The sequence below is a fragment of the Devosia lacusdianchii genome (assembly GCF_022429625.1).
Lineage (GTDB): Bacteria > Pseudomonadota > Alphaproteobacteria > Rhizobiales > Devosiaceae > Devosia > Devosia lacusdianchii.
Genome location: NZ_CP092483.1, coordinates 3,044,842 through 3,064,912, shown reverse-complemented (window position 1 = coordinate 3,064,912; position 20,071 = coordinate 3,044,842). Strand labels below are relative to the sequence as shown.

Here is a 20,071-nt window from a genome sequence, read left to right as displayed (position 1 = left end):
AACGGTCAATCGCGGCAGGCGTCAATTTTGTCGTCATCAAACCTCTGCTACCGATAGGACAACGAACGGAGTTGCCGATGCAGATGAATCGCTTCCAGCGCGTGCGAGCCAAGGTGTTCCTGACGCTGAAGGGCCTCTGGCAGCGGATGACCATTGGCGCTCGGGTAATGGTCGTCGATGGCAATAAGATCCTGCTGATCCGCCACAGTTACGTTCCCGGCTGGCAATTTCCCGGCGGGGGCGTGGGTCCGGGTGAAACCATCGACGCGGCGGCGCAGCGCGAAGTGCTTGAGGAAACCGGCTATCGTGTCACCGGGCCGATGGAGCTCTTTGGCATCTACCACAATTCCAGCACCGTGACCGATCGCGACCACGTCGCCTTCTATGTGGCCCGCAGCTTCGAGAAGGCATTCGAGCTCAAGCCCAATCACGAGATCGCCGAAGTCGTCTGGTTCGACCGCTCGGCCTTGCCTCAGAAGGTCACCCCGGCCACGTCGCAGCGCATCGACGAATATTTCGACAAGGCGCCGCGCCGGGATGTGTGGGGGTACTAGGCCTCGATTGCGTCACCGGCGTTTCCCGCGGACTTGATCCGCGGGAAGCGATTGTGGATGGGGTAAATCGGTACGCCCGAGAGTATTTCCGCCTTACTTCAAGAACGGCAACTCCGGGCCCACAGGAATGATCCGGGTCGGATTGATGGTGATGTGGCTCCAGTAATAGTGCGTGCGGATGTGGTCGAGATCGACCGTTTCCTTGACTCCGGGCACCTCGTAGAGTGCCTTGAGATAGTGTGAGATATTCTTGTAGTCGGCGATGCGCTGCCGGTTGCACTTGAAGTGGCCGACATAGACCGCGTCGAACCGCACCAGCGTGGTGAAGAGTCGCCAATCGGCCTCGGTGATGGTCTCTCCGGCCAGGTAAGCCGTTTCGCCGAGCTTGGCTTCGACCCAGTCGAGGGCATCGAACAGCTTGGCCACCGCCTCGTCGTAAGCGGCCTGTGTCGTCGCAAAGCCGGCTTTGTAGACGCCATTGTTGATGTCGTCATAGACGCGGGCATTGATCGGATCGATCACGGGGCGCAGGGCCTCGGGATAATAGTCATCGGTATTGCCGGTCAGCTCGTCGAAGGCCGAGTTGAACATGCGGATGATTTCGGAACTCTCGTTGGAAACGATGGTCCCGGTCTGCTTGTCCCACAACACCGGCACGGTGACGCGGCCGGTATAGTCGGGCACGGCCTGGGTATAGACCTGCCAGAGGAAATCCTTGCCGAGCACGGTGTCACCGGTCGAGCCGGTGGCCTTGTCGAAGCTCCAGCCGGTCTCATCGGGCATTTTGGGCGAAACCACCGAGACCGAGATCAGGTCTTCGAGGTTCTTGAGCTTGCGGAAGATCAGCGTGCGGTGGGCCCAAGGGCAAGCTAGCGACACATAGAGGTGGTAGCGGCCCGGCTCGGCCTTGAAGCCGCCGGTGCCCGATGGGCCCGCGCTGCCGTCGGCGGTGATCCAGTTGCGGAAGCCGGCCTGGCTGCGCTCGAATTTGCCACCGGTCTTCTTGGTGTCGTACCACTGGGTGGACCATTTGCCGTCGATCAATTGTCCCATGATCGAACCCTTTCCGTCATGTTGTCGACGCGTTGTCGGAGTCAAATCCCCGACCGTCGGTTGCGTTGCCTGACACATAGATGCCCATGATCGGATCGATAAGGGGGCATCGCGGCAACGAAGCGTTGTGCATTTTGAACACAGACGCCGACGCGCGTCTTGATTTTGCGGGGTAGGCCTATGACTTTCTGTTTACGCGACGCCCCCATGGTGCTAATGCGGATTTCAGGCGTGGAGGCGCCCAGGATGGTAAAGGTTTTGCTGGTGACACGACGACCGTAAGGGTCTTTCGAAGCGGTGCTCTTTGAGCGCCGGGTTTGTCCTACGCATTCCTCTCCCGGATCATTGTCATGACCCCTGTTTCTTCGGCTGCGGCCGCTGCTGTCTCCGCTCCTCTGGCCGGTGTGCCCTATGTTCGTCTGGCCACCGAAGCCGATGAGGCCTTCATCGAGGAATTGCAGGCCGTTGCTTTCGGGCCCGGCCGTTTTGCCCGTACCGCGTTCCGCGTGCGCGAGCGCTTTCCCATCGACAAGAGCCTGAGCCTCGTCGCCGAAGTCGACGGCACGGCCTGTGGCTCGGTGTGGATGACCCCGATCAGCGTTGGTGGCATCAACGGCTACCTGCTGGGCCCGCTGGCCACCCACCCCAATTACCGCAAGCGCGGCGCCGGCAAGCTGCTGGCGCGCGAAGTCACCAGCATGGCGCTGGCGCGCGGCGAGGGGAAGTTCGTGCTGCTGGTGGGTGATCGCGACTATTACTGTCCGCTCGGCTGGGAGCCCACAACACTGGGCAATATCCAGTTTCCCGGCCCGGTCGACCCCAGCCGCGTCCTGCTCTTCGCTGAGGACAAGTCCCTGGCAACGACACTGGCCGGCCCGATCGCAGGCTGGCAGGGCTAAGACGCGGGCCCCTTCTTATGCCTCTCCCCCGAAGGGAGAGGTAAGGGGTGCCCTTCCAGCCGATCCTCGCTTAAACTCCCGAATCCGAAGTGATTTTCCGGTGCTTTCTTGTCGTCCCACGACGCCATCATCGACAGACTGGCCGCTCGCCTGCTGACCGTGCCCCCGCCTTTGCCGGCGGCGGATACGCTCGTGGCCGATTGGGCGCCCCTAAAGCCGTTCAACCGCCCGCCCGTGCCGGCGGCGGTGCTGATTGCCTTGATTCGACGTCCAGAGGGCCTGACGGTGCTCTATACGGAGCGTTCGCCCGACCTGCGGTCGCATTCGGGGCAGGTGGCGTTCCCTGGCGGCAAGGTCGATGTGGATGACGAGGACGTCGCCGCGGCCGCGCTGCGCGAGGCGTTCGAGGAAGTCGGGATGGAACGCGAGGATGCCCGCGTCATCGGCTTCATGCCTACCTATTACACCGGCACCAATTACCTGATCACGCCCGTGGTGGCCGCAGTGCAGCCCAGCGGCCCCTTTGTGCCCAATCCCGGTGAGGTGCATTCGGTGTTCGAAGTGCCGCTGGAACGCATACTGAGTCCCGAAAGCTATGGCGAGTTCCGCATCAAGCGTGAGGGCAAGGAACATCGCAGTTGGCAGATCGACCATGATGGCCATCGCATCTGGGGCATTACCGCCAACCTGACGCGGCGCTTTCGCGATCTGGCGACCGGCGAAGGCGCATCATGAGTGTTGCAGCGCTGCAAACGGCCGAATGGCTGCGGCGCCCGGAGACGCAGGCGATCTTCTCGGTGCTCGACGGCGCCACACGGCGCACCCGCGCTGTGGGCGGGGTGGTGCGCGACACCATTCTCGACCACCAACGCGATAATCCCGATATCGACCTGGCGACCGAACTGCGGCCCGATGAGGTGATTGCCCGGGCCAAGACGGCTGGTATCGCGTGGTATCCTACCGGCATCGATTATGGCACGGTGACCCTCAAGCTCGGCGAGACGCTGGCGGAGGTCACGACGCTGCGACGCGATGTCGAAACCGATGGACGGCATGCCGTAGTCGCCTTTGGCACCGACTGGCGGGAGGATGCCAGCCGGCGCGATTTCACCATGAATGCGCTCTACTGCGCCGCCGATGGCACGCTCTACGACCCCCTGGGTGGGGTCGAGGACGCATTGGCGGCCAGGGTGCGCTTCATCGGCGATGCGGCCGAGCGGATCGCAGAGGATGGCCTGCGCGTCTATCGGCTGTTCCGGTTTTCGGCGAGCCATGGCGGCGAGCGCTTTGACCCGGAAGCCATCGCCGCCTGCGCCGCGGCCGTGGGTCACCTGTCCCATCTTTCGGCCGAGCGCGTGGGCGCGGAAATGCTGCGCATGCTGTCGCTGCCGACGATCGCGACGACGCTCGGCGAAATGTCGCGCATCAGTCTGCTACCGGTCGAGGCGGCCAAGCTCGCGGCTCTCGCCGGTTACGAGCGGCTGGGCGGACGCGGCACTGCGGCCCGGCTGGTCCTGTTGGTCGACGATCTCGATGCGCTGCAGGGGGAATGGCGGCTGTCCAACGACATGGTTGCGGAAGCGCGCCGCATTCGCACCGCCGCCGGCCTGCTGTCACGTGGAAAGATCGGCGAGGCTGCCTACCGGCAGGGCGAGTTCGCAGTCGAAGGCCTGGCGGTTGCCGCCGCCACCTGCAACTGGGGTAGCGCCCAAACCGCCGAAGCGGCGCGCGAACTGGCGGCGACTGTGGTTAGCAGTTTCCCAGTATCCGGACATGATCTTGCCGGCCTCGGCATGGCGCCGGGACCGGCACTGGGTCGGGAATTGGCCCGCCTGGAGCAGGCCTGGATCGAGAGCGGTTTTGCTCTGGGCAAAGGCGAGTTGCTGGCGCTGCTCGAGCGCTAGTGCTTGGTCGCCTTCTTCTGCTTCTTCTTACCCGTATCGCCAGTGTCGACGATACGCTCCTTGATACGCTCGACCATTTCCGGGCGTATCTCGGTTTCGCCATGCATCGTTCGAAGATTTTCGACCGCACGGCGAACCACCTCAGCCTCGCTTTCCGCCTCGGCATGCCAAGTGGAACCGGGGATCAGCGAGCCGGATTCAAAGCGCTTCATCTCTCATCTCCCATCCATGATGTGCCAAGGCACAACGCCTCGGTTCGGCAGGGGTTCCGATTGTCGCCAGAGCCCTTGACAGCCGGGCTATCCACAAATACTTACGATAAGTAAGTTACTAACAGTAGTTTTGGAGGCGAGTATGGCGGGCAATACAATGCGGGCGGCTGTTCTGGACCGGTTCGGGGGCATTGATGCCCTTGACCTGCGCGATATCCCGGTGCCAGAGATCGGGCCGAATGACGTGTTGGTCCGCGTCGAATGGGCCGGCGTGGGCTCGTGGGACGCGACCGAACGCGAGGGCCACTACGATGGCGCCTTCGGAATGCCCTCGACATTTCCCTATGTGCTGGGCTGGGACGGGGCCGGCACGATTGCCGCAACGGGCGGGAGCGTCACGCGGTTCACGCAGGGCGATCGCGTCTACGCCGCCTCGATGCCGCTGCCGCGCGGCGGATTGTACGCCGAGTACGCCGCTGTGGCTGCCGAGCATGTCTCCTTGATCCCCGAAAAGCTCAGCACGGAGCAGGCCGGTGTCATGGCCTGGGATGCCCTGACCGGCCTCAGCGGCCTCGACGTTCTCGACCTTAAGGCCAGCGAAACGCTGATGATCTTTGGCGCCAGCGGAGGCATCGGGCACATGGCCCTTCAGCTTGCCAAGCTGCGCGGCCTGCGGGTCTTCGCCGTGGCTTCCGGCGATGACGGCGTGGCGCTGGCGCAAAGGCTGGGTGCCGACGCGGTGGTCAATGGACGGAAGGACGATGTGATGGCCGCAGCGCGCGCTTTTGCACCGGATGGCCTCGACGCAGCACTGCTGACGGTCGGCAGCGACGCGGCGAACGCGGCGCTGCGGGCCCTGCGCGTCGGCGCGCAAGCGGCCACGCCCTATGGCGTGATGCCTGAACCGATCGCGCCATCGGGTGTCAAGCTCGTCATGTACAATGGTGATCGTGGTGCGCCATCAATCGAAAGGCTCAATAAGCTGATCGAGTCCGGCCCGTTCGCGCCCCATGTCGCCCAGAGCTTCGCACTCGACCAGGTCACAGCAGCGCATCGGGCACTCGCCAGCCACTATGTGGGCAAGCTTGCGCTGAAGCTGATGTAACCGCTTCACTCGTCGGCGAACTCGCCGATCTGGTTCAGGCCTTCCAGCCAGGTCCCGTTGTCGTCGCGGGTGACTTCGCGCGGCAGCGTGCCGCTTTCTGCCGCTATGGCGTCGGCCAGCTCGCGGGCATGGGTGACCACCCAGACCTGGCTGCGCTCGGCGGCCTTGACGATCAGCCGCGCCAGCATGGGCAGCAGGCTGGGATGGAGGCTGTTTTCGGGCTCGTTGAGGGCAATGAAGGGCGGCAGGCGATAGGAGAGCAGGGCGCCTGCCAAAGCGAGGAATTGCAGCGTCCCGTCGGACAGTTCGTGCGGCTGAAACACCCGCTTGGGCATTTCGGTATAGCGCATGCCGAAGCTGGCGAATTCCCCGACCTCGGGAATAACCAGCTCCGCGCCGGGAAAAGCGTCCTCGATGGCCCGGTCGAGGTCGATCCGGTCGCCGCGGATATGGTGCAGGGTCGCCAGCACGGCGCCCAGATTGCTGCCGTCGGAGGCCAGTGAGGGCGAAGTCACCGCGCGCGATGGCCGGCGCAGGGGCGATTCGGCATCGGTGCGGAAGCCGTGGAAGAAGCGCCAGGCGATCAGAGAATCGCGCACCAAGGCGATTTCCGATCGGCCCGACAGCGCCGCCAGGGCCGTTTCGCTGGCCAGCATGTCATCATTGGCCACTTCGCGCCGGCCTTCGGCATCGCGGGCCCAGGCCATGCCGCCCTTGCGGTCCATCAGGCTCACCGTTCTGCCGCGCTGCTGCCAGTCGAGGCTTTCGGTCTTGATCTGGGCTTCGTTGGGAAAGGCGGCCACGGCCTCCTTGCTGGCAAAGCCCACTTCCAGCCGGTAGGTGGGGTCGAAGCTGCCGTCACCGAGATCGGCAAAGCTCGCCGCCAGCCGCAGGCTGTGGCCCTCGCCCTTGCGATAGCCATCGGTGCGGTACATCGGATCGAAGTCGCCGTCAGGGCTGAGATTCTTACCGCCGGCCCAGAAGATCGAGCCGAGGCCGCCCTCACGAGCGATCTCGTCGGCCAGTGTGCCGCGAGCGGCCGCCTGCAACAGTTCAAGCGAGCGGTAGAGGTTGGTCTTGCCCACGCCATTGCCGCCGACCAGCACCGTCAATTGCCGCACCGGAAACCGGATCTTGCGGATCGAGCGATAGCCGATGATCTCGACGGCGGTGAGGGTCATGTCAGGGCCAGCGCACTTCCGGCGGCATCGACGACAGGATCGAGTTCACGTTGCCGCCGGTCTTGAGACCGAATGTCGTGCCTCGATCATAGAGCAGGTTGAACTCGACATAGCGCCCGCGCCGCACCAATTGCTCGTGCCGATCGGCCTCTGTCCACGGCGTCTCGAAATTGCGCCGCACCAGCTCGGGATAAATCCCGAGGAAGGCTTCGCCCACGGCTTGAGTGAAGGCAAAATCGGCGTCCCAATCGCCTGAATTGTGATGGTCGTAGAAGATGCCGCCAATGCCGCGATGCTCGTTGCGATGCGCCAGGAAGAAGTACTCGTCGCACCATTCCTTATAGCGCTGATAGTCGACACCGGGCCGGTTTTCGCAGGCCGCGCGCATAGCTGCGTGGAAATCCACGGTGTCCGCATCGTCCTGGGTGCGGCGCCGATCCAGTACCGGTGTCAGGTCCGCGCCGCCGCCGAACCATTGCTTGCCGGTGACGATCATGCGCGTGTTCATATGCACCGCTGGAACATGCGGGTTCCAAGGGTGCACGATGAGCGAGATTCCCGAACTCCAGAAGCTTGCCCCCTCCTCGGTACCCGGCATCTGCTTGGCAAAATCGGCAGAGAACTCGCCATGCACGGTCGAGATATGGACGCCCGCTTTCTCGAACACCCGGCCGTGCAGCATGCCCATTTCGCCGCCACCGCCTGTCGCGCGATCCCAAGGCGTGCGCTCGAACCTGCCGGGCGGCATGTGGGCGTTTGGCCCCTCAACTGCGGCTTCAATGGCTTCGAATGCAGCGCAGATGCGGTCGCGCAGCGCGCGAAACCAGGCCTGGGCTGTGGCCTGTTTGGCCGCGATATCGTCTGGAAGTGTCATGGTGTCAGTGAAATGAACCGTCATGTGAGCCCTGTAAACCCTTCGGTCCGGGTTTTTCTCCCGTCAACATAGCCACGACGGCAGGTTGTGCGTTGATCCAGCGCAAACGGATTTCCCGCCCGATAATATCAACGCTTGAGCATAGCCATATAGTTAGGTGCTGGAGGTGGTGGTGATGTTCAGGGAGATGCTGACCACCCTGAAGGCCACGAAGTCTGCGACGGACTGCGCCAACGCCTTCCTGGCCCAGTGAGGCCCTACAGCAGACCGGCAAATCCGTCGGTCTGCCTTTTTGCCTCGCCCAGGATGAGCGTTGCCGCCAGCGCCACATTGATCGAGCGCAAGCCGTCCCGCATTGGAATGCGGATGCGCAGGTCCGCCGCTTCGGCAACCGCGTCAGGTACTCCAGCGCTTTCGCGGCCAACCATCAATATGTCGTTTGGCCCATAGGCGGTGGCATAGGCCGAGGTTTCTGCTTTAGTGGTCAGCAGCACCAGCCGGCGTTGTTCGGATCGTCTCCAGGCATCGAACTGGCTCCAGCTCACGTGCTCGCGCACGCTGGCATGATCCACATAGTCGAGGCCGGCCCGCGCCAGGGATTTGGCCGAGAAGGCGAAGCCGGTGGGGTGGATGATGTGGATCGTGGTGCCCAGGCACGCGCTCAGCCGGATCAGGGTGCCGGTATTGTTGGCGATGTCGGGTTGGTAGAGGGCGAGATCGACCGGCATGGTTTTCCAACGGGCTTTTGCGGGTGGCAGGCCGCATTTGCGCGGCTGAGCCGGGTATAGTGTCGCAGTTGTTTGATGTCACCGTGCGGATCACTGGACAAGCGCTTGGGACAGTGCAAAAAGAACCCCAACTGACGGGCCGCTTGAGGGTGGTCGGCTGCCGATTCCGCTTATGCGTGAAATGGTTTGCCACTGCCGGCCGCGTTGGATGTGCATTGTACGGGGATACGGGCCTTGGCCGATAACCATAAAGATCCAAAAAACCGGCGGGATTTCTTGTTTGTCGCGACCGGAGCAGTCGCCGCTGTCGGCGCCGCCGCCACGGTCTGGCCGCTGATCAACCAGCTCAATCCCGATGCTTCGACGCTGGCCCTCGCCAGCATCGAATTCGGCCTCGACGGCATCGAAGAAGGGCAGTCGGTGACCATCATGTGGCGCGGCCTGCCGGTCTTTGTGCGCTACCGCACCGCCGACGAGATCGCTGAAGCCAAGGCTGTGCCTCTCAGCGAGCTCAAGGATCCGGCGACCGACGAATCCCGCACCAAGGAAGGCCACGAGCAGTGGCTGGTCATGCTCGCTAACTGCACCCATCTGGGCTGCATTCCGATCGGCGAAGCGGGTGAGTTCGATGGCTGGTCCTGCCCGTGCCACGGTTCGCAATTCGATACGGCCGGCCGTATCCGCAAGGGCCCTGCGCCGACCAACCTGATCATTCCGCCGTATGAATTCGTCAGCGATACGCTGATCAAGATCGGTTAGTGGGGGCTTTTCCGATGTCAGAACATTCGACTTACACGCCCGGCACCGGCATCGAGAAGTGGCTCGATGAACGCCTGCCGATCATCCGGTTCTCCAAAGAGCACCTGATGGACTTCCCCACCCCGAAGAACCTCAACTATTGGTGGACTTTCGGCGCCATCCTGGTGATGTGCCTTGCGGTGCAGATCGTCACCGGCATCATCCTGGCGATGCACTATACGCCCAATGTGGCGCTGGCTTTCGACTCGGTCGAGCATATCCGCCGCAACGTCAATGGTGGCCGCATCATCCAAGCAACCCACGCCGTGGGCGCCTCGATGTTCTTTGCCGCCGTCTATATCCACATTTTCCGCGGCATGTATTTCGGCTCCTACAAGGCGCCGCGCGAGATCCTGTGGATCCTGGGCGTGCTGATCTTCCTGCTAATGATGGCGACCGCCTTCATGGGCTACGTGCTGCCCTGGGGCCAGATGTCTGGCTGGGCCGCGCAGGTGATCACCAATATCTTCAGCTTCATTCCGATCATCGGTACGCCGCTGCTGGAATTGCTGCGTGGTGGTTTCACCGTGGATAACCCCACGCTCAACCGCTTCTTCTCGCTGCACTACCTGCTGCCCTTCGTGATCGCGGCCGTGGTGGCGCTGCACATCTGGGCCCTGCACGTGCCCGGCAACAACAACCCGACCGGCGTCGACGTCAAGGACAGCCGCGATACGTTGCCCTTCCATCCGTACTACACGATGAAGGACGCGTTCGGCATGGTGCTGTTCATGATTCCGTTCGCGTGGTTCATCTTCTTCGCACCCGATATCCTGGGCCACCCGGATAACTACGTTCAGTACAATAGCCAGGTGACGCCGGCGCATATCGTGCCCGAATGGTACTTCCTGCCCTTCTACGCGATCCTGCGCGCCATCGACTTCAACCTGCTGTTCATCAACTCGGGTCTGCTGGGCGTCATCTTCTTCGGCGGCTCGATCCTGATCTTGTTCCTCTTGCCGTGGCTGGATACATCCAAGGTGCGTTCGGGCAACTTCCGCCCGATGTTCAAGTGGTTCTACTGGCTGTTCGTGATCAACTTCATTGGCCTGACCTATCTCGGTGCGCAGCCGGCGGAAGGGATTTATGTGATCCTGTCCAAGATTTGTACGGCCTACTACTTCCTGCACTTCATCGTCATTCTGCCGGTGCTGGGTCGGATCGAGACGCCCAAGCCGCTGCCGACCAGCATTTCCGAGAGCGTTCTCGGCAAAGCGCACGCGTGACGGAAGGGATAGGAACCATGTTCAATACCAAGACTATCCTTGTCGCTCTGGCGCTGGTCACCGGGCTTGCCGGTATGCCGGCTGCCCAGGCGGCCGAAAGCACGGGCCCTGCCGTCGAGAAGCAAAGCTGGTCGTTTGCCGGCATCTTCGGCACCTACGATCAGAACCAGCTTCAGCGCGGGTTCCAGATTTTCCGCGAAGTCTGCTCGAGCTGCCATAGCGCGCGCCTCATCGCCTTCCGCAATCTGTCGGAAGAGGGCGGCCCCGGCTTCTCCGAAGAGCAGGTCAAGGCACTGGCCGCTGAATATGAGATCGCTGACATCAACGCCGATGGCGGCGTTCGTCCCGGCGTAGCGGCCGATCGCTGGCCGTCGCCCTTCGCGACGGAGCAGGATGCCAAGGACGCCAATGGCGGGGCCCTTCCGCCTGACTTCTCGGTGCTGGCCAAGGCCCGTGGCATCAAGGAAAGCGGCCTGTGGTGGATCGCCAACTACTTCACCGGCTATTCGGAAGGCGGCCCGGATTACATCCATGCGCTGCTGAACGGCTACCATGAGGAAGTGCCGGAGTCGGCGCCGCATAATGCCGACGGCACGCCGTTCGAGCTGCCCGAAGGCAAGTACTACAACGACTTCTTCCCAGGCCACGCCATCAGCATGGCCCCGCCGCTGCAGGACGGTCAGGTGACTTACACTGTCGCCGAGGGTCAGGAAGCTGTTCCTGAGACTGTGCAGCAGTACTCGACCGACGTTTCCGCCTTCATGATGTGGATGGCCGAGCCGGGCCTGGTTTCCCGCAAGGAAACCGGCTTCAAGGTCCTGCTGTTCCTGGTGGTGTTTGCCGGCCTGATGTGGGCCACCAAGCGCCGCATCTGGCAGGGCATCGAGCACTGATCATCGGCCGCTGCGCGGCAAAATCGCCCCGATGGGGCGATTTTAAATGGTCAGGCCCGAAGAGCTAAGCTCGCAGGGCCCAGACGCTCCACCAAACTCGATCAATCAAGGGCTCCCTCGGGAGCCCTTTTTCGTTTGTGCCATCACGCGCGCTTCAACCTCTTGCCATTCGCGGCGGGGACCGCAATATGAGGCGATACGCAAATCAGGTGCGCCGAGGGAGCCGACATGTCCGCCATCCGCATTGCCGTGACCGTGGTCGGCGCTGCCATCACCCTGAGCCGCCATCCTGTGGTACGGGCCGGCGTGCGCGCCGTGGCGAACAATCCCAAGGCGCGTGAGACTGCGATCAACGTCACCCGCTCGGCTGCCTACAATGCGGGCGTGATCGCCCGGCATCTGGTTGGCCGGCGTATTCCCTGATCCCGTCGACCAACCAGGTTTGCCATGCCGCTCGACCTCAAAGCCCTCGTGCGCACGATTCCGGACTATCCCAAGAAGGGTATCCTGTTTCGTGACATCACTACCCTGATCGAGCACCCCGAGGGGTTCAAGGAAAGCATAGAGCGCATCGCGCAGTCGTGTCGGGGGCAGGGCGTTACCCATGTCGCCGGCATCGAGGCGCGCGGCTTCATCTTCGGCGCCGGCGTGGCCATCGCGCTGGGAGTGGGTTTCATCCCGATCCGCAAGAAGGGCAAGCTGCCCGGCGAGACCATCGGGCAGAACTATGCGCTCGAATACGGCGTCGACACGATCGAGATACATGCCGACGTGCTGGATAGCGGCGATACCGTGCTATTGGTCGACGACCTGATCGCCACGGGCGGTACTGCCATCGCCGCCGTCGGCCTGTTGCGCCGCACCGGCGCCACGGTGACCAAGGCGGCCTTCGTCATCGACCTGCCCGATTTGGGCGGGGCCGCCAAACTCAAGGCGGAAGGTGTCGAGGTGACAGCGCTGATCGCCTTCGAGGGGCATTAGCCGTTGCGGCGGTGGTCCCAATGTCCCCCACCCATCGGCGCTTCCCTCGGGCTTGACCCGAGGGCCATTCTCAACACGGCACAAGCGGCGACAGGCCCTCGGGTCAAGCCCGAGGGAAGCGATTGTGCATGGGAAGGGTCTGTGTGACGTACGACGCGTCCTACCAGCTACTCCGCCCATCCACCTTCTCGATTGCGAGCGACGACCAATCGAGGTCGTCGATCAGCCGCAGGTTGACCGCATAGGTGCGTTCGGTGGGCATGCTGCCGGGTGTGAACCCATCCTTGGGCGTGCCGTCATTGTTGTAGATCGAAGCCCAGTCCGGGGAATCGCCCCAGGTTTGCATGCCGCAATTGCCGCAGAAATGGTGCTGGTTCATGCCGTCGCTGGCCGAATAGGTCTTCTCGCCGTCATTGGCGATAAACTTCATGGCGCCAGGCTGGTAATAGCCCCAGACTGCGCCGGTGCGGGCGCAATAGCTGCAATTGCACTCCTTGGCAAAAGCCGGAGTGTCGGGCAGTTCGATTTTGGTGGCGCCGCAATGGCAGGAGGCGACGAGGGTCATTGTTGGCTCCGAGTTGGTCGTTTCCAAGCCCTATCGTGCCCGTCCTGACAGGCATTGTCAGCAGCGTCGGCGTGCTCTGTACGGAGTTTCAGGCCGCGATGGCTTCACGACGATCCACGAGGCAGAACTGGTTGCCTTCGGGATCGCGCATGACAGTATAAGTGGGCAGAACGCGGACCGTCTCAGCGCCGGCTTCTTTCAGCCGTTCGACTTCGCCGGCCCGGTCGCCGACCTCGATGTCGAAATGGACGCGATTATTGTCGTAGCGCCGGCCTTCCACGTTCTGGAAGCAGATGGATGGGCCCGGGCCGTCCACCATCACGGTCGGGTCGGTTTCGGGCGTCAGGCCCAGCGCCGCCAAGCGTGCGATCTCAGCCTGGTCATAGGCACGGATGGCATAACCATCGAGCAGGCCAACCCAGAAAGCAGCGAGGCTCGAGGGCTTGCCGCAGTCGAATACGATCTCGTGGATCTTCCCCATGGTCGTCTCCTTCTTGTCGTTAACAATCTGGCTAGACCGCAATTGCGGCAAGACTGGGCACCGCCTGCATAAGGCGACGCCCAGTCTTGCCACAACTTGAGGCTGTACTCTCAGCCGCGTGGCCGGACTGCCAAGTGACCCGCGCTACTCGGCGGGCTGGGTGACCATTTCGGCCACGCGGCCGCCGCCCAGCACCTTCTGGCCGAGCAGCACGGTGAGCAGGGCTAGCACCCCCGCGATGACCGACACCCAGAAGCCGTTGGCCGCGCCATAGGTATCCACTACCCAGCCGGCCGCGAACGAGCCGAACGCCATGCCGATACCGATGCCTGTCATCACCCAGGTGATGCCCTCGGTCAGCATGGATTGCGGCACCAGCCGTTCGATCAGCCCGAAGGCGGTGATGAAGGTTGGCGAGATGGCGACGCCACTGACGAACACAGCCACGGCCAGAAGCGGCACAGTATCCACCAGCAGCAGCGGCACCGTGGTCACGGCGATGAAGCTGACAGCAACGGCCAACTGCCGCTGCAGCGGGAATTGCAGGTTCAGTGCGCCGACCACCAGGCCCACGACGAACGAGCCCACGGCATAGACGCCAATGACGAGGCTCGCGGCTTCCGGTTGTCCCAGTTCTTCGGTGATGGCAACCGCGCTCACCTCGGCGGTAGCGAAGATGGCGCCGATGAACACCAAAGCCAGCGTGATGATCTGCACCGGCCGCAGCCAGAAGGCGGACTGGGTCGAGATTTCGCTGCCGGTCCGCACGCGCGGCTCGGTCTTGCGCTGGGCGATGAAGGCGAGGCCGCCCACTGCCAGCAGCGCAGTGCTGACCACCAGTCCGGCTTCGGGGAACAGTGCCACGCTCAGTCCCACCGATAGCGACGCGCCGGCGACATAGACCAGTTCATCGGCCGACGATTCGAAGGCGAATGCGGTGTTGAGCTCGGGCCGGTCGCGGAACAGCTCGCCCCAGCGTGCGCGCAGCATGGCGGGAAAGCTCGGCATCATCGCTGCGGCGATGGCAGATGCGAACAGCATCCAGGCCGGCCAATCCTGGTTGGCGGCGGCGATCAGCACGGTGAATGCCACAATCGAGATAATGACGGTCGGCAGCAGCACTCGCGCCTGGCCCTGTCGGTCGACGATGCGGGAGATTTGCGGCGCCACGAGCGCATTGGTCAGTGCAAACGTTGCCGATACGGCGCCGGCGAGCCAGTACTCGCCATGCGTCTGCGACAGCATGGCGACGATGCCGATCGGGGCCATGGCGATAGGCATGCGCGCAAAGAAGCCGGCGGCGGCGAATCCCTTGGCTCCCGGAGCCCGGAATATCTGTTGGTATGGATTGGGCATGATAGCCTCCTAGACATTGGATCATGCGCCACTTAAATGGATTACATACGTGGCGTATGCCAACTCAGGTAATCACATACGTTTCGTATGTCAATTGGCATGCGTGACGTATGTGAAAAATTTCAGGATGGTTCCCGATGGCCCATAGACCCCGCAGCGAAATGATCGCCGAAACCCGTGCCAAGCTGATTGCCGCGGGGCGAAGGGCTTTTGCAACGGTGGGCTATGCCGAAGCCTCGATGGACGATTTCACCGCGGAAGCCGGGCTGACGCGCGGCGCGCTCTATCACCATTTCGGTGACAAGAAGGGGTTGCTCGAGGCCGTGATCGGCCAGATCGATGCTGAGATGACCGAGCGCCTCAAGGTGCGCGCCGCCAAGGCGCCGACGCTGTGGGAAAGCTTTGTCCAGGAGGGGATCGGCTATATCGAGATGGCGCTGGAGCCGGAAATACGGCGCATCGTGCTGCGCGACGGTCCGGCCGTGCTCGGTGACCCCGCGGCCTGGCCAACCGCCAGCGGCTGTATCACCGCCATGACCAGGAGCCTCGAAGGCCTCGTGGCGGCAGGAGAAATCCGCGCCGACATCGACTTCGAGGCCACGGCCCGCCTGGTGACCGGCGCGTCCAGCTATGCCGCCCAATGGATCGCAACTACCGACGACCCGCAGGCCGCCTCGCAACGCGCGTCAGCCGCTTACCGCCAACTGGTCGAGGGCCTGTTGTGCGACAGGCCGGTTCCGTAACCGGCCGTCGTTGACCCGGCGCCGAAGCGCCGGGCCAACTGGTCAGTTACGGGCCGATTTGAGCAGGGCCTCCAGTTCCGGCAGGGACATGGTCGGCTCCTGCTTGGGCTGGGCAATCTTGCGCGCTTCGACCTTTCGCATCGGAATGGGCGCGCCGTGGCGCGGTACATTATGCGAGTGGGTGACCTGTTGTGGGCGTTGGAACATGTTCTTTGGCATAGCAAAGCCTTCCGTCATCCCTGCCGGCGTTCTCAACGCGGGCGGCAGGGTTGTAAAACCGGGCGCAACGCAAAGCGCCGCGCGATGAAGCGTGGTTTTGGTCGGATGCCGGGATGCCGCTAGGGGGAGAGGATGAGCCGGGTTGCCCATTGGTCGGGCAGACGCGCACCTGAATCTGATCTCGCTCTGAACGGCATCCACAATCTTCCGGTCACGCGCAGGCGCGGAACGGCGGATTCTCGGGCGTCCGGGGCAAGTTCTCAGTTCATTTCGGTGCAGGACCTCATCTTGGAAACGGGCAGAACCTAAAAAATCAACGGGCCGGCGTCAAGCGCCGGCCCGCAATCTCCTCCCGTCAGGGTTCTAGTTGCCCTGTTTTCGGGGCCTGTTCGGCCCCGATATCGGGCTCGTTGCGCGTCTTGTACAGCGAGAAGATCACGCCACCGGCCAGGATCGAGATCGTCACCAGCAGCGACAGCAGCGTGTCGATGTGGATGTGCAGCGGCACGAGGAAGATCTTGATGCCAACCAGCACCAGGATGATCGCGAGCGACGTCTGTAGATAGCGGAAGCGGTTCATCGCGGCGGCGAGGGCGAAATAGAGCGCCCGGAGGCCGAGAATGGCGAAGATGTTCGAGGTGTAGACGATGAAGGTATCCTGCGTCACGGCGAACACGGCCGGCACCGAGTCGACCGCAAAGATCAGGTCGACGACTTCAACCATGATCAGCGCCACGGCCAGCGGCGTCAGCCAGGTCACCAGCTTGCCGGTCTTGGGGTCGGCTTGCTTGACCGTGAAGTTGCGGCCATGCAGCTCCTTGGTGACACGGAAGCGCTTGGTGAGGAACTGGAAGACCGGATTGTGCTCGATGTCAGGGGTTTCGTCCTGATGGCGGAACATGCGGAAGCCGGTGAACACCAGGAAGGCGCCGAAGCCGAACAGGATCCAGTTGAACTGGTAGACCAGCGCCGCGCCGAGGCCGATCAGGATGGCGCGGAAGGCGATGACGCCCAGAATGCCCCAGAACAGCACGCGGTGCTGATAGATGCGGGGGATGGCGAGGAAGCCAAAGATCGTGGCGATGACGAACATGTTGTCCATCGCCAGCGATTGTTCGATCAGGTAGCCGGTGAAGAATTCGAGCCCGGCTTCCGAGCCGCGCTGCCACCAGACCCAGCCGCCAAAGGCGATCGCGATCAACACGTAGAAGCCGTAGAGCGTCAGGCTCTCGCGAGCCCCGATTTCGTGTTCGTCCTTGTGCAAAATGCCAAGGTCGAACACCAGCAAGCCGATGACGAGCGCGATGAACGCGACCCAAAAATAGACGGGAGTACCGAGAAAATCGCCCATAAGGGCGGCAAGAAGCGATTCCATCGCCGGACCTTTCTCCATGAAGTTTGGAGCAGCTCCGACATCACGAGGACATAAGTCGTCCTCGCCAGAGGGGCCCGGCGCCGCACATGCAAAATGCCTGATTGGCTGGAAAGTTCAAGCGGGGAGTGACCGAATGTCGCTTTTTTGTGACGGCTGCTTCCGGGGAGAGTGCCTGCCCTGGACCTGTGATCCAACCACTATGTCATTCCGGCGAAGGCCGGAATTCATGTCGGGCGGCCACCGCAAACTCAGCGTCCTGGGCGCCATGCGGACATGGATCCCGGCCTTCGCCTGGATGACACCGTGGATATATGCGAGGGCGTCCGAATTAACGCTGGCCCTGTGAGGGATGAGCTAGCTGCTCAGCGCGGCGTGCAGAGCATCACAATGGCGTCCGACGTCTCGAGCTGGATGGCCACGCCGTAATTCGGATCGGGTACTATCCGCCCAGCCTGGATGGCCCGCGTAGCCTTGAGGCCACCGTCGTTGAAGCCGACGCCATCCTGGTAGCCGGTGATAGTGCCGGTTCCCGACGACGCATCGCCCGGCGTGGTCGAGGCAAAGCCATAGACGCTGCCATAGATGGTGAGAATGCCGGCCTTGCTGGCGGTCGCGTCGCGACAACCCCAGTTGCCCTCGAAATTCTGGGCGAAAGTCGGGGTGGCGGAGAGGGCAAGAAGACTGGCGATGAGGGCGATTCGGCGCATGGCACAGAGAGTGCCGGGGTGCCGATACGCTTTCAAGAGGCGCGCTGCAGCAAGGGGCCGATAACCGGCACTTTGGTGAGGGCAAGCAACACTCTGAGCTTGAGCGGCATCCTGTAGTCGCGCAGCTTGGAGAAGCCGACGAGATCAGCCTCGTAGACGAGGTCGCCATGCTGGTTGACGGCGGTGAGCTTGTTGAACAGCAGACCCCAGCCGGGAATCGAGTTGGAGGCGCGCTTGCTGGTCACGACCAGCTCGTAATGCACGGTGTCGCCGGGGCGCACCGGCACCTTGAAATCCATCGAATTGACGCCGGGCGACGGACCGGAGACGCCGGGCTCCCGGCCCAGGCCACGCAGGCGCTCTTCCTCGGCAAACAGCGCGTCCACCATCTTGCGATGACCGACGCTGACCGTGTGCCAGCCGCTGGCGACTAGACCGCCGAAGTGGCTGTGCTTGGCTGCTTCCGGATCGACGTGAAAATACTGCGGATCGTAGAGCGTGCCGAAGCGGATGATTTCTGCCTCGCCAAAGGTGTGGTTGCCCAGATCGAACACTTCGTCGATGACGATATCCTCGAACCAGCGGGTCATGCGGCGCTCCTGGTCTCGATGAGGTTAGACAGCCGCATGGTCAGCACCGGCTGCTGCTTCTGGTTCCGCACGTCGAAGTCGAGGGTCATGATGCCCCATTGCGGGTGGCTGCCCGAGCGTCGCAGTTCGGCGATCGTCACCGTGCCGCCAATGGTGTCGCCCACCATGACGGGGTTCTTCCACTTGAGATCGGAAAAGCCCAATCCACCGGCCGAGGCGAGTTTGCTGAGGAAGCTGTCCACCAGCATGCGCAGGCTCAGCGCCCCGGTCTGCCAGCCGCTGGAGGCCAAGCCGCCCAAAAGACTGGCTTTGGCTGCTGCCTCGTCGAGATGGAAGGGGAAGGGGTCGAACTCGCGAGCAAAGGTGATGATCATCTCGCGGCTGACCGTGGTCCGGCCGAGATCGATGACTTCGCCGACCGCCAGATCCTCGAAATGGCGCCGGTCCTTGGTGACAGGATTGGTCATTTGCTTGCCCTATACGTCAAGCAAGGGTTTTGCGCTTTTTGGGCCCTGTTGGCAACCCGGATTTGGCGAGCTTGATGGTGATCCTCTGAGATCTAGCACACCCACAGTCGCCTCCAGCGGACTTGATCCGCGGTCACTCTCAACGCGGCAAAAGGGACGAGAGACCCGCGGATCAAGTCCGCGGGAATCGACGGTGTGTGGGTGAGAAAGGAACCCGCACACTAAGTCCCTGTCGCCAACCGCCCGCTCTTCCGATAGTCCAGCGGAGCCATGCCGCGTTTGCGGCGAAACGCCTTGGCCAGGTAGTTGGCATCGGCAAAGCCGGTCGCCGCGGCGATGGCGACGACGCTCATGTCGGTCGCCAAGAGCAGGCGCTCGATCCGCTCGATGCGCCGCTCCAGCACGAAATCCGACGGCGCAATCCCCGTGGCTGCGCCGAATTGACGAACGAAATGCGCACGGCTCATTTCGGCGACCGCCGCCAGGCGATCCACCTGCAGTGAGCCGGTGAGATTGGCATCGATATGGGCCACCACCCGGGCAATCGCGGGCGGCAGGGCCTGCCCCGGCACCATATCGGCGCCGAACACGCCATCATGCAGCGCCGCCATGTTGGCATAGGCAGCACTCGACGCCTCTCCGGGCGTAATGTCCGGCCGGTCGATCAGCGTCAGACATGCCGCCGCCATGCGATCGATCACCGCTTGCGGGAGGGTTACCACCGGGCCTGCCGCATCGATGATCTCGCGCGCCAATCGTAGCGCCTCGCGCCCATTCAGCACCGTCCAGAAATATTCCCAACGCTGCCCGCGCTCCAGCCAGTAGCGGTGCGCGTGCGGCAGGCTCAGCACCATGGTCTGGCCCGGCGTCAGCCGATACTGTGTGCCGGCAAAATCGAGCCGCCCCTCGCCGACCAGCGTGTGCTGGATCACCAAAAATGGCGCCGTGCCGCGCTGCAGCCCGTCCCAGGTGTAGACTTCGTTGAGACGCTGCTCGTAGCCGGCGCTGATCGCCATGCAATGGAGAGGCACACTGCTCTTGGGCAGTGTCAGCACGCGGACCTTGTGGCCGTAGTCGAGGAGCTGAGAGAGCACAAAATTACCCTGAAACGCACAAGCTTTCTGTAGCAGCTTTCGCCGGCAAAAGGCTAAGCAATAAAC

25 protein-coding genes are annotated in these 20,071 nt (G+C 62.8%); 11 read left to right on the top strand and 14 right to left on the bottom strand.

Features of this window, described 5'->3' with window-relative positions; genetic code table 11:
* The first annotated feature begins 77 nt into the window (after positions 1-77).
* Complete coding sequence (locus MF606_RS15170) at positions 78-554, top strand: NUDIX domain-containing protein (protein WP_240230184.1); 477 nt, start codon at positions 78-80, stop codon at positions 552-554.
* Between the two features lie 93 nt (positions 555-647).
* Here MF606_RS15170 and MF606_RS15165 read toward each other — a convergent pair whose 3' ends face one another.
* A complete protein-coding gene (locus tag MF606_RS15165) occupies positions 648-1,607 on the bottom strand; it encodes a glutathione S-transferase family protein (protein WP_240230183.1) in 960 nt (319 codons plus the stop codon).
* A gap of 350 nt (positions 1,608-1,957) precedes the next feature.
* On the opposite strand from MF606_RS15165, the gene MF606_RS15160 reads away from it, so the two are divergent.
* The 3 genes from MF606_RS15160 to MF606_RS15150 all read left to right on the top strand — a co-directional run bounded on the left by MF606_RS15160 (position 1,958) and on the right by MF606_RS15150 (position 4,410).
* A complete protein-coding gene (locus tag MF606_RS15160) occupies positions 1,958-2,506 on the top strand; it encodes a GNAT family N-acetyltransferase (RefSeq protein WP_240230182.1) in 549 nt (182 codons plus the stop codon).
* Between the two features lie 108 nt (positions 2,507-2,614).
* Positions 2,615-3,241, top strand: a complete 627-nt coding sequence (locus MF606_RS15155; protein ID WP_240230181.1) for a CoA pyrophosphatase — start codon at positions 2,615-2,617, stop codon at positions 3,239-3,241.
* Positions 3,238-4,410: a CCA tRNA nucleotidyltransferase gene (locus MF606_RS15150; protein WP_240230180.1), complete on the top strand. Its 1,173-nt coding sequence runs from the start codon at positions 3,238-3,240 to the stop codon at positions 4,408-4,410. The genes MF606_RS15155 and MF606_RS15150 overlap by 4 nt, the downstream gene beginning before the upstream one ends.
* Here the strand turns inward: MF606_RS15150 and MF606_RS15145 are convergent.
* Entirely contained in the window at positions 4,407-4,622 is a 216-nt protein-coding gene (locus tag MF606_RS15145) for a DUF1059 domain-containing protein (RefSeq protein WP_240230179.1), read from the bottom strand. The genes MF606_RS15150 and MF606_RS15145 overlap by 4 nt on opposite strands.
* Before the next feature lie 142 nt (positions 4,623-4,764).
* Between MF606_RS15145 and MF606_RS15140 the strand changes: the two genes are divergently transcribed.
* Complete coding sequence (locus tag MF606_RS15140) at positions 4,765-5,727, top strand: quinone oxidoreductase family protein (RefSeq protein ID WP_240230178.1); 963 nt, start codon at positions 4,765-4,767, stop codon at positions 5,725-5,727.
* 5 nt (positions 5,728-5,732) lie between these two features.
* Here MF606_RS15140 and MF606_RS15135 read toward each other — a convergent pair whose 3' ends face one another.
* The 3 genes from MF606_RS15135 to MF606_RS15125 all read right to left on the bottom strand — a co-directional run bounded on the left by MF606_RS15135 (position 5,733) and on the right by MF606_RS15125 (position 8,510).
* Positions 5,733-6,908 (bottom strand): AAA family ATPase, encoded by a 1,176-nt coding sequence (locus tag MF606_RS15135; protein WP_240230177.1) that lies wholly within the window; start codon positions 6,906-6,908, stop codon positions 5,733-5,735.
* A 1-nt stretch (position 6,909) separates the two neighbouring features.
* Positions 6,910-7,806: an oxygen-dependent coproporphyrinogen oxidase gene (gene hemF / locus MF606_RS15130; protein ID WP_240230176.1), complete on the bottom strand. Its 897-nt coding sequence runs from the start codon at positions 7,804-7,806 to the stop codon at positions 6,910-6,912.
* A 233-nt stretch (positions 7,807-8,039) separates the two neighbouring features.
* The gene (locus MF606_RS15125) at positions 8,040-8,510 is read right to left on the bottom strand and encodes a tRNA (cytidine(34)-2'-O)-methyltransferase (RefSeq protein ID WP_240230175.1); all 471 of its coding nucleotides are present in this window, start codon (positions 8,508-8,510) and stop codon (positions 8,040-8,042) included.
* Between the two features lie 234 nt (positions 8,511-8,744).
* Between MF606_RS15125 and petA the strand changes: the two genes are divergently transcribed.
* From petA to MF606_RS15100, 5 genes are all read left to right on the top strand, one after another.
* On the top strand, positions 8,745-9,269 hold the full coding sequence (petA, locus tag MF606_RS15120; protein WP_275693090.1) for a ubiquinol-cytochrome c reductase iron-sulfur subunit: 525 nt from the start codon (positions 8,745-8,747) through the stop codon (positions 9,267-9,269).
* Positions 9,270-9,283: 14 nt separating this feature from the next.
* Positions 9,284-10,534, top strand: a complete 1,251-nt coding sequence (locus tag MF606_RS15115; RefSeq protein ID WP_240230173.1) for a cytochrome b — start codon at positions 9,284-9,286, stop codon at positions 10,532-10,534.
* A gap of 17 nt (positions 10,535-10,551) precedes the next feature.
* A complete protein-coding gene (locus MF606_RS15110) occupies positions 10,552-11,427 on the top strand; it encodes a cytochrome c1 (RefSeq protein ID WP_240230172.1) in 876 nt (291 codons plus the stop codon).
* Between the two features lie 228 nt (positions 11,428-11,655).
* Entirely contained in the window at positions 11,656-11,850 is a 195-nt protein-coding gene (locus MF606_RS15105; RefSeq protein ID WP_240230171.1) for a hypothetical protein, read from the top strand.
* Positions 11,851-11,874: 24 nt separating this feature from the next.
* Positions 11,875-12,408: an adenine phosphoribosyltransferase gene (locus MF606_RS15100; RefSeq protein WP_240230170.1), complete on the top strand. Its 534-nt coding sequence runs from the start codon at positions 11,875-11,877 to the stop codon at positions 12,406-12,408.
* A gap of 160 nt (positions 12,409-12,568) precedes the next feature.
* On the opposite strand, the gene MF606_RS15095 is transcribed toward MF606_RS15100, so the two are convergent.
* From MF606_RS15095 to MF606_RS15085, 3 genes are all read right to left on the bottom strand, one after another.
* Positions 12,569-12,973, bottom strand: coding sequence for a GFA family protein (locus MF606_RS15095; RefSeq protein WP_240230169.1), 405 nt, complete (start codon positions 12,971-12,973; stop codon positions 12,569-12,571).
* An 88-nt stretch (positions 12,974-13,061) separates the two neighbouring features.
* Positions 13,062-13,454, bottom strand: coding sequence for a VOC family protein (locus MF606_RS15090; RefSeq protein ID WP_240230168.1), 393 nt, complete (start codon positions 13,452-13,454; stop codon positions 13,062-13,064).
* A gap of 144 nt (positions 13,455-13,598) precedes the next feature.
* Positions 13,599-14,810: an MFS transporter gene (locus MF606_RS15085; protein WP_240230167.1), complete on the bottom strand. Its 1,212-nt coding sequence runs from the start codon at positions 14,808-14,810 to the stop codon at positions 13,599-13,601.
* A gap of 137 nt (positions 14,811-14,947) precedes the next feature.
* Here MF606_RS15085 and MF606_RS15080 point away from each other — a divergent pair, with 137 nt between their 5' ends.
* Positions 14,948-15,553 (top strand): TetR/AcrR family transcriptional regulator, encoded by a 606-nt coding sequence (locus MF606_RS15080; protein WP_240230166.1) that lies wholly within the window; start codon positions 14,948-14,950, stop codon positions 15,551-15,553.
* 42 nt (positions 15,554-15,595) lie between these two features.
* Here MF606_RS15080 and MF606_RS15075 read toward each other — a convergent pair whose 3' ends face one another.
* The 6 genes from MF606_RS15075 to MF606_RS15050 form a co-directional block, all read right to left on the bottom strand.
* Complete coding sequence (locus tag MF606_RS15075) at positions 15,596-15,772, bottom strand: hypothetical protein (protein ID WP_240230165.1); 177 nt, start codon at positions 15,770-15,772, stop codon at positions 15,596-15,598.
* A gap of 355 nt (positions 15,773-16,127) precedes the next feature.
* Positions 16,128-17,147, bottom strand: a complete 1,020-nt coding sequence (locus tag MF606_RS15070; protein ID WP_240230164.1) for a TerC family protein — start codon at positions 17,145-17,147, stop codon at positions 16,128-16,130.
* Positions 17,148-17,509: 362 nt separating this feature from the next.
* Complete coding sequence (locus tag MF606_RS15065; protein WP_240230163.1) at positions 17,510-17,854, bottom strand: hypothetical protein; 345 nt, start codon at positions 17,852-17,854, stop codon at positions 17,510-17,512.
* Positions 17,855-17,886: 32 nt separating this feature from the next.
* Positions 17,887-18,444 carry a MaoC family dehydratase gene (locus tag MF606_RS15060; RefSeq protein WP_240230162.1) on the bottom strand — a complete coding sequence of 186 codons (558 nt, stop codon included), beginning with the start codon at positions 18,442-18,444 and terminating at the stop codon, positions 17,887-17,889.
* Complete coding sequence (locus tag MF606_RS15055; protein ID WP_240230161.1) at positions 18,441-18,911, bottom strand: MaoC family dehydratase; 471 nt, start codon at positions 18,909-18,911, stop codon at positions 18,441-18,443. The genes MF606_RS15060 and MF606_RS15055 overlap by 4 nt, the downstream gene beginning before the upstream one ends.
* A 221-nt stretch (positions 18,912-19,132) precedes the next feature.
* On the bottom strand, positions 19,133-20,005 hold the full coding sequence (locus tag MF606_RS15050; RefSeq protein WP_240230160.1) for an AraC family transcriptional regulator: 873 nt from the start codon (positions 20,003-20,005) through the stop codon (positions 19,133-19,135).
* Positions 20,006-20,071 lie beyond the last annotated feature (66 nt).

Excerpts from the sequence above, each read along its gene's own strand:
- MF606_RS15170 (WP_240230184.1), top strand. The coding sequence starts at position 78 with ATGCAGATGAATCGCTTCCAGCGCGTGCGAGCCAAGGTGTTCCTGACG.
- MF606_RS15165 (WP_240230183.1), bottom strand. The coding sequence starts at position 1,607 with ATGGGACAATTGATCGACGGCAAATGGTCCACCCAGTGGTACGACACC.
- MF606_RS15160 (WP_240230182.1), top strand. The coding sequence starts at position 1,958 with ATGACCCCTGTTTCTTCGGCTGCGGCCGCTGCTGTCTCCGCTCCTCTG.
- MF606_RS15150 (WP_240230180.1), top strand. The coding sequence starts at position 3,238 with ATGAGTGTTGCAGCGCTGCAAACGGCCGAATGGCTGCGGCGCCCGGAG.
- MF606_RS15145 (WP_240230179.1), bottom strand. The coding sequence starts at position 4,622 with ATGAAGCGCTTTGAATCCGGCTCGCTGATCCCCGGTTCCACTTGGCAT.
- MF606_RS15140 (WP_240230178.1), top strand. The coding sequence starts at position 4,765 with ATGGCGGGCAATACAATGCGGGCGGCTGTTCTGGACCGGTTCGGGGGC.
- MF606_RS15135 (WP_240230177.1), bottom strand. The coding sequence starts at position 6,908 with ATGACCCTCACCGCCGTCGAGATCATCGGCTATCGCTCGATCCGCAAG.
- hemF (WP_240230176.1), bottom strand. The coding sequence starts at position 7,806 with ATGACGGTTCATTTCACTGACACCATGACACTTCCAGACGATATCGCG.
- MF606_RS15125 (WP_240230175.1), bottom strand. The coding sequence starts at position 8,510 with ATGCCGGTCGATCTCGCCCTCTACCAACCCGACATCGCCAACAATACC.
- MF606_RS15115 (WP_240230173.1), top strand. The coding sequence starts at position 9,284 with ATGTCAGAACATTCGACTTACACGCCCGGCACCGGCATCGAGAAGTGG.
- MF606_RS15110 (WP_240230172.1), top strand. The coding sequence starts at position 10,552 with ATGTTCAATACCAAGACTATCCTTGTCGCTCTGGCGCTGGTCACCGGG.
- MF606_RS15105 (WP_240230171.1), top strand. The coding sequence starts at position 11,656 with ATGTCCGCCATCCGCATTGCCGTGACCGTGGTCGGCGCTGCCATCACC.
- MF606_RS15100 (WP_240230170.1), top strand. The coding sequence starts at position 11,875 with ATGCCGCTCGACCTCAAAGCCCTCGTGCGCACGATTCCGGACTATCCC.
- MF606_RS15095 (WP_240230169.1), bottom strand. The coding sequence starts at position 12,973 with ATGACCCTCGTCGCCTCCTGCCATTGCGGCGCCACCAAAATCGAACTG.
- MF606_RS15090 (WP_240230168.1), bottom strand. The coding sequence starts at position 13,454 with ATGGGGAAGATCCACGAGATCGTATTCGACTGCGGCAAGCCCTCGAGC.
- MF606_RS15085 (WP_240230167.1), bottom strand. The coding sequence starts at position 14,810 with ATGCCCAATCCATACCAACAGATATTCCGGGCTCCGGGAGCCAAGGGA.
- MF606_RS15080 (WP_240230166.1), top strand. The coding sequence starts at position 14,948 with ATGGCCCATAGACCCCGCAGCGAAATGATCGCCGAAACCCGTGCCAAG.
- MF606_RS15075 (WP_240230165.1), bottom strand. The coding sequence starts at position 15,772 with ATGCCAAAGAACATGTTCCAACGCCCACAACAGGTCACCCACTCGCAT.
- MF606_RS15070 (WP_240230164.1), bottom strand. The coding sequence starts at position 17,147 with ATGGAATCGCTTCTTGCCGCCCTTATGGGCGATTTTCTCGGTACTCCC.
- MF606_RS15065 (WP_240230163.1), bottom strand. The coding sequence starts at position 17,854 with ATGCGCCGAATCGCCCTCATCGCCAGTCTTCTTGCCCTCTCCGCCACC.
- MF606_RS15060 (WP_240230162.1), bottom strand. The coding sequence starts at position 18,444 with ATGACCCGCTGGTTCGAGGATATCGTCATCGACGAAGTGTTCGATCTG.
- MF606_RS15055 (WP_240230161.1), bottom strand. The coding sequence starts at position 18,911 with ATGACCAATCCTGTCACCAAGGACCGGCGCCATTTCGAGGATCTGGCG.